We start from the raw sequence: 5,245 nt of genomic DNA on the forward strand, positions 1-5,245 counted from the left end.
CTGCTCGGCCGCGCCACCGGGCAGCAGTTCGCCAACGGCTACTTCGACCAGAGCGCGCAGCTGTGGAGCGAGGGCGGCACGCTGCTGGCCACCAGCAACCAGATCGTCTACTACAAGGAGTGAGGGCGGCATGAAGGTGGTCGAGTTCTTCTTCGATTTCGGCAGTCCGGCCGCCTACCTGGCCTGGACGCAGCTGCCCGCGCTGTGCACCGAGGCCGGCGCCGAGTTGGTGTACCGGCCGCTGCTGCTGGGCGGCGTGTTCCAGGCCACCGGCAATCGCTCGCCGGCCGAGGTGGCGGCCAAGGGCCGCTACATGCACCGCGACCTGCGCCGCTACGCCGCGCGCTACGGCGTGCCCTACCGGCACAACCCCCACTTCCCCGTCAACACGCTGCTGCTGATGCGCGGCGCCACCGGGCTGCAGATGCACCAGCCGGAGCGCTTTGCCGACTACGGCCGCGCCGTCTACCAGGCGATGTGGGTGGACGGCCGCGACATGAACGACCTGGCGGTGGTGGCCGAGGTGCTCGCCGCCGCCAGCCTCGACCCGGCCGCGCTGGTGGCGCTGGCCGGCCGGCAGGACGTCAAGGACCGCCTCAAGGCCGTCACCACCGAGGCGGTGGAGCGCGGCGTGTTCGGTGCGCCCACCATGTTCGTGGGCGACGAGATGTTCTGGGGCCAGGACCGGCTGGACTTCGTGCGCGAGGCGCTGCAGCGCGGCGGCTGAGCCGTCACCCGGCGCGGCCCAGGCGCGCCAGCCGTGCCAGCAGCCCGCCGAAGGCCGCCGCCCACGCCAGGCCCGCGACGAGGCCGAAGGCCGGCGGCAGCGCATGCAGGAAGTCCAGCTCCAGCGCCTCGGCCAGCTTGAAGGTGCACACCGCGTACATGCCCAGCGGAAACACCGCGCCCCAGTACATCGGGTCGTAGCGCAGCGGATGGCGCCGCCACACGTAGCGCCACGCGCCCAGCACCAGCAGCATGGGAATCCACCAGGTGCCGGTGGCCCAGTAGAAGAGCGTGAAGCCCTTGATGAAGGGCAGCAGCGACTGCAGGAAGGGCGCCTGCGGCGCGTTGAGCACCAGCAGCGAGCCGGCCAGCGTCGAGATGGCCATGGCGCCCATGTTGATCCAGTACGGCGGCGTGAGGTCGCCCGGCGACAGCGTGAAGAAGGTGTAGCGGTAGAAGATGAGCGACATCATCCAGATGTAGAGCATGCCGCCCCACAGCCACATCGCCAGCGCCAGGAAGTTCATCGCCAGCCGCCAATGGGGGCTGAAGCGCGTGTCCAGCAGGGCGCCGAGCACCGCGATGGACTGGGTCGCCACCACCGCCAGCAGCCAGGCGCCGTTGATCCCGCTGTCGAGCGTGGGCTTGTGCGTCTTGAGCGTGAAGATGCCCAGGATGCCGTAGGTCAGCCCCATCCACAGCGCCGCCGCCAGGACCCACAGCGCCAGGCCGGCCGCGTCGCTGTGGGCGATCAGCACGCACTGGCAGCCCAGCACCGCCGTGCCGGCCACGGTGGTGAAGAAGCCGGGGCCGCGCAGGTGGTCCGTCAGGTCAGCCAGCAGCTGCGGCCGGTGCCGCAGCAGGCGCGCCAGCGTGAGCAGCACCAGGGCGCCGTACAGCACCGCGTTGAGCGCCAGCAGCGCGTGCGCCACGCCCGGCCGGCCCAGCAGGTACGCGGCGATCGACACGATGCCGGTGGCCATCACCATGCCGAAGTTGGCGGGCGACAGGCCCGCCAGGCCGGCGGGGGCCTTCACGTGCGCGCTCCCGGCCGGTGGTGCGGGCGGCGGGGGCGGCAGGCAGGGGGCATGGCGGGTCGTCTCGTGGGGGGCGCGCCGTATTGTCGCGCCGGGCGGACGAAAGGTGCGGCGCAGTCGCTCCCGCGGCAGCGCCGGCGGCGCCCGCGAGCTACCATGCCGCGCGTCATTTCCCAGGAGCCAGCATGAGCGACATCCTCGTCCACACCGAAGCCGGTGTGATGACCCTGACCTTCAACCGCGTCGACAAGAAGAACTCCATCACCAGCGCCATGTACGCCGCGCTGGCCGACGCGCTGGCGCAGGCGAAGGACGATGCGGCCGTGCGCGTGGTGCTGATCCAGGGCGACGCGACCATCTTCTCGGCCGGCAACGACATCGGCGACTTCCTGAACCAGCCGCCGGCCGGCCAGGACTCGCCGGTGTTCCGCTTCCTGCGCGGCATCGCGCAGTTCCCCAAGCCGATCGTGGCGGCCGTGTGCGGCCCGGCGGTGGGCATCGGCACCACGCTGCTGTTCCACTGCGACCTGGTCTACGCCGGCGACAACGCCGCCTTCTCCATGCCTTTCGTCAACCTGGGCCTGTGCCCCGAGGCGGCTTCCAGCCTGCTGGCGCCGCAGATGTTCGGCCACCACCGGGCGGCCGAGGCGCTGCTGCTGGGCGAGCCCTTCATGGCCGAGGCGGCGCTGGAAGTCGGCCTGGTCAACCGCGTGGTGCCGCCCACCGAATGCAACGCCGTCGCGCAGCAGCAGGCGCGTAAGCTCGCGGCCAAGCCGCTGTCGGCGCTGATCGAGACCAAGCGGCTGATGAAGGGCGGCCAGCAGGCCGCGGTGCTGGCGCGCATGGACGAGGAGGGTGCCAGCTTCGGCCGCATGCTGCGCGAGCCGGCTGCCCGCGAGGCGTTCACGGCGTTCATGGAGAAGAGAAAGCCGGACTTCAGCAAAGTCTGATCCGTTGTCCATGGCGCTGCGCGATGCCCGCAGCCGATGAACCACAACGGTCTTCCCCGATCCGGAGGCCGCGGAGCAGGCCATGCCAGGGCACCCGAGGAACTGGCTTGGCCAGGCCTCCGGGTGCGCCCCCCTCCCGCCGAAGGCGAGAGAGGGGGGAGCGGCGAAGCCGCTTGGGGGGTGCTTAATTTCATCCGGCGGGCGCGTCCGCCAGCGGGCGCGGCCGGCCGTTCTCGTCGATGGCCACGTAGGTCAGCATGGCCTCGGTCACCTTCACGTACTCGCCCTGCTGGCGGATGCGCTCGGCGAACACCTCCACCTTCACCGTCACGGAAGTGCGGCCCGCCCGCGTGACCGCGGCGTAGAAGGACAGGATGTCGCCCACCCGCACCGGCTGCTTGAAGATGAACTCGTTGACCGCCACCGTCGCCATGCGGCCGCGGGCGTAGCGCGCCGGGATCACCGAGCCGGCCAGGTCCACCTGCGCCATCACCCAGCCGCCGAAGATGTCGCCGTTGCTGTTGGTGTCGGCCGGCATGGGGATCACCTTGAGCACCAGTTCCATGTCGGCGGGCAGGCTCTTCAGGGGCGCGTCGGCGGGGGTGGGGGTGGACATCGGCACAATCATCTTCAGGAAACGGCTCCACCCACGATTGTCCTCCCATGCGACGCACCGACGGCGACGCGCTTTCCCCACCCCTGCCTGCCACCGCCCCGGCGGCCCCGCCCGCCGGCACCGACGCCGCGGCGCTGCGCCGCCTGCTGCCCTACCTGTGGCGCTACCGCGCCCGCGTCGCCGTGGCGCTGGCCTTCATGGTCGCGGCCAAGCTGGCCAACGTGGGCGTGCCGGTGCTGCTCAAGCACCTGGTGGACGCGATGGACGTCAAGCCCGGCGATCCGCAGGCCCTGCTCGTCGTGCCGGTGGCGCTGCTGGTGGGCTACGGGCTGCTGCGCTTCGCCACCTCCCTCTTCACCGAGCTGCGCGAATGGGTCTTCGCCAAGGCCACCGAGGGCGCGTCGCGCCGCATCGCGCTGGAGGTGTTCCGCCACCTGCACGCGCTGAGCCTGCGCTTCCACCTGGAGCGGCAGACCGGCGGCATGACGCGCGACATCGAGCGCGGCACGCAGGCGGTGCATTCGCTGATCTCGTATTCGATCTACAGCATCGTGCCGACGCTGGTCGAGCTGGTGCTGGTGCTGTCGATCCTGGCGCTGCGCTTCGATCCGTGGTTCGCCGTCATCACCGGACTGGCGCTGGCGGTCTACATCGCCTTCACCGTCAGCGTGACGCAGTGGCGCACGCAGTTCCGCAAGACGATGAACGAGCTGGGCTCCAGGGCGCAGTCGCGCGCCATCGACTCGCTGCTGAACTACGAGACCGTCAAGTACTTCAACAACGAGGACTTCGAGGCCCGCCGCTATGACGAGCAGCTGGAGCGCTACCGCCGCGCCGCCGTCAAGAGCCAGGCGACGCTGTCGCTGCTCAACACCGGCCAGCAGCTGCTGGTGGCGCTCAGCCTGGTGGCGATGCTGTGGCTCGCCACGCAGGGCGTGGCCGAGGGCCGCATGACGCTGGGCGACCTGGTGATGGTCAACGCCTTCATGATCCAGCTGTACATCCCGCTCAATTTCCTGGGCGTGATCTACCGCGAGATCAAGCAGAACCTGACCGACCTGGAGAAGATGTTCGCGCTGCTGGACCGCGAGCGCGAGGTGGCCGACGCGCCCGGCGCCGTGCCGCTGGCGACGGCGGACTGGACGGTGCGCTTCGACCATGTGGACTTCGCCTACGAGCCGGCGCGGCCGATCCTGCAGGACCTGAGCTTCGAGATCCCCTCGGGCGAGACGGTGGCGGTGGTCGGCCCCTCGGGCTCGGGCAAGTCCACGCTGGGGCGGTTGCTGTACCGCTTCTATGACATCCAGGATGGGGCCATCTCGATCGGCGGCCGGGACATCCGCACCCTGACCCAGGCCAGCCTGCGCGCGGCCATCGGCATCGTGCCGCAGGACACGGTGCTCTTCAACGACACCATCGCCTACAACATCGCCTACGGCCGGCCCGACGCCACGCACGAGGAGGTGGTGGCGGCCGCGAAGGCGGCGCGCATCCACGACTTCATCGCCGGCCTGCCGCTGGGCTACGAGACGACGGTGGGCGAGCGCGGCCTCAAGCTCTCGGGCGGCGAGAAGCAGCGGGTGGCGATCGCGCGTACGCTGCTGAAGAACCCGCCCGTCCTCATCTTCGACGAGGCCACCTCGGCGCTGGACTCGGCCAACGAGCGCGCCATCCAGGCCGAGCTGGCCAGCGCCGCCAGGGGCAAGACCACGCTGCTGATCGCGCACCGCCTGTCCACCGTGGTCCACGCGCACCGCATCCTGGTGATGGAGTCGGGCCGCATCGTCGAGCAGGGCACGCATGCCGAGCTGCTGGCACTGGGCGGCCGCTATGCGCAGATGTGGTCGCTGCAGAAGAGCGGGGCGGGCGTGGTGCTGTAGTCGTTTTTTCATCGCCGGGCCGCCCCAAGATGAAAA

5 protein-coding genes and 1 pseudogene are annotated in these 5,245 nt (G+C 70.4%); 4 read left to right on the top strand and 2 right to left on the bottom strand.

The genetic code is table 11. The features are described from left to right. Together ACIY1X_RS18575 and ACIY1X_RS18580 are read left to right on the top strand one after the other, a co-directional pair. Window positions 1-123: pseudogene (locus ACIY1X_RS18575) on the top strand (thioesterase family protein); the annotation flags it as partial. 7 nt (window positions 124-130) lie between these two features. Continuing rightward, on the top strand, window positions 131-727 hold the full coding sequence (locus tag ACIY1X_RS18580; RefSeq protein ID WP_399683308.1) for a 2-hydroxychromene-2-carboxylate isomerase: 597 nt from the start codon (window positions 131-133) through the stop codon (window positions 725-727). 4 nt (window positions 728-731) lie between these two features. Here ACIY1X_RS18580 and ACIY1X_RS18585 read toward each other — a convergent pair whose 3' ends face one another. Further along, the gene (locus tag ACIY1X_RS18585) at window positions 732-1,805 is read right to left on the bottom strand and encodes a tellurite resistance/C4-dicarboxylate transporter family protein (protein WP_399683316.1); all 1,074 of its coding nucleotides are present in this window, start codon (window positions 1,803-1,805) and stop codon (window positions 732-734) included. A 143-nt stretch (window positions 1,806-1,948) separates the two neighbouring features. On the opposite strand from ACIY1X_RS18585, the gene ACIY1X_RS18590 reads away from it, so the two are divergent. After that, complete coding sequence (locus ACIY1X_RS18590) at window positions 1,949-2,713, top strand: enoyl-CoA hydratase (RefSeq protein WP_038214506.1); 765 nt, start codon at window positions 1,949-1,951, stop codon at window positions 2,711-2,713. A gap of 190 nt (window positions 2,714-2,903) precedes the next feature. Here the strand turns inward: ACIY1X_RS18590 and ACIY1X_RS18595 are convergent, their stop codons facing one another. Continuing rightward, window positions 2,904-3,329: an acyl-CoA thioesterase gene (locus ACIY1X_RS18595; protein ID WP_399683310.1), complete on the bottom strand. Its 426-nt coding sequence runs from the start codon at window positions 3,327-3,329 to the stop codon at window positions 2,904-2,906. Between the two features lie 47 nt (window positions 3,330-3,376). On the opposite strand from ACIY1X_RS18595, the gene ACIY1X_RS18600 reads away from it, so the two are divergent. Next, window positions 3,377-5,209, top strand: a complete 1,833-nt coding sequence (locus ACIY1X_RS18600; protein WP_399683313.1) for an ABCB family ABC transporter ATP-binding protein/permease — start codon at window positions 3,377-3,379, stop codon at window positions 5,207-5,209. Window positions 5,210-5,245: the final 36 nt, after the last annotated feature.

Source organism: Xenophilus sp. (genome assembly GCF_044462705.1).
Lineage (GTDB): Bacteria > Pseudomonadota > Gammaproteobacteria > Burkholderiales > Burkholderiaceae_C > Xenophilus > Xenophilus azovorans.

Coding starts and splice junctions, on each gene's coding strand:
- ACIY1X_RS18580 (WP_399683308.1), top strand. CDS start 131: ATGAAGGTGGTCGAGTTCTTCTTCGATTTCGGCAGTCCGGCCGCCTAC.
- ACIY1X_RS18590 (WP_038214506.1), top strand. CDS start 1,949: ATGAGCGACATCCTCGTCCACACCGAAGCCGGTGTGATGACCCTGACC.
- ACIY1X_RS18595 (WP_399683310.1), bottom strand. CDS start 3,329: ATGTCCACCCCCACCCCCGCCGACGCGCCCCTGAAGAGCCTGCCCGCC.
- ACIY1X_RS18600 (WP_399683313.1), top strand. CDS start 3,377: ATGCGACGCACCGACGGCGACGCGCTTTCCCCACCCCTGCCTGCCACC.